The organism is Thermogutta sp. (assembly GCF_039793925.1).
Classification (GTDB): Bacteria; Planctomycetota; Planctomycetia; order Pirellulales; family Thermoguttaceae; genus Thermogutta.
Genome location: NZ_JBAMME010000128.1, coordinates 1 through 1,256 on the forward strand (window position 1 = coordinate 1; position 1,256 = coordinate 1,256).

Consider the following 1,256-nt stretch of genomic DNA (forward strand, 5'->3'; position numbering starts at 1 on the left):
GTTGAGAATCCGCGAGATCTCCCCCACGCGATTGGCTTCGATGTCGAAGAGCATTTGCGCCTCTTCGAGTTTTCGTTTCCGCCTTTCGTTTTCCTCTCTCGCAATGACGTTCCCCGCCTGGGCGAGAATATCCGCCTTTTTTTCTTGCGCGACGGTGCTGAAGGCCCGGAGTTGTTCGCCGATTCGCCGCTTGATGTTGGCCTTGATTGCGGCTTTTTCCCAGACTAAAGACCGGCGCTGCTCTTCCTCTCCGAACAGTGTCATTTGTTTTTCGGTGCGGGACAGCGACTTCATTTCCTGCGCGACTTCTTCGAGTTCTTCGACGCTGAACCGGCCGCGCTTTTGCATTTCCTTAAAGAGTTGCTCCTGAAGATCGGGCTCGTCCCACAAATAGGTCCCGATGGCGAGCGCTTGGCCTTCAGTCAGCCGCCCGAACTGCAGCTCGTTAAACAAGTGCGGCGTTAGATGTCGCAACGTCATGGCTTGTCGAGCGATATTGCCTTTTAGGCTGATGCCTTGTTTCGCGAGGTCCTCCGGGCCTAGTCCGGATTCCCGCATAAACCTTGCAGCATCCAGCGCCGTCCCCCGGCCTTCAGCGATATTCGCTAAAGCGCCGATGGCCCGGGCTTCCCTTTCATTTTTTGCGTCGATGAAATAGACCGGTATTGCCCCTTTGTACCCGCTTCGCTTGGCGAGTTCGTAGCGGTGGTGACCATTTATGACGTAGTTTTTCCCATCCCTTGGGTCCCGCCAGACAAGCAACTGCCCGCCGAACTCCGGCCGGTACACCTGCACTTCCTTCAACTCTGCGCCGATGCCGGTTTTCGGGTCGATCCCCTCGCTTTTATACTGGAACCGCGCGGGGTCGGCCGAAAGATCATCAACCGACAGTAGGGCGTGTCCTTTAACGCGGCCATCGGGCAGTACTTCGACTGTGTGGGGGATAATTTGCGACTCAAGCGGCTGTTTGCGTGACCCTGTGTGCACGCCCGTGGCCTCGAACCCGGGCAGCTCCCGCTGTCGTACGCTCGGCGGTTTGCGTGGCTCCGGGCGACGTTTTTCCAGGACAGGTTCCGCGCCCAGTCCGAACATCCGCAGTTGCTTTGCTGGCCGTTTCAGCTCGTCAATCTTTTTCCCGGCCAGCGGGGCGGGTCCGGCCAGAATCCGCCCCTGGTCGTCAATTTGGACCGGCGTGCCGCCCGCGTGTTTTTTGCCCCCTTCTTCGCGGCCCCCAATCGTAATCCATTGCGCGTATG

At 58.4% G+C, this 1,256-nt stretch carries 1 protein-coding gene; it reads right to left on the bottom strand.

Features of this window, described 5'->3' with window-relative positions; genetic code table 11:
• Positions 1-1,256: hypothetical protein (locus ABJK56_RS04785; protein WP_347243524.1), on the bottom strand; the 1,256-nt coding region annotated here is incomplete at both ends.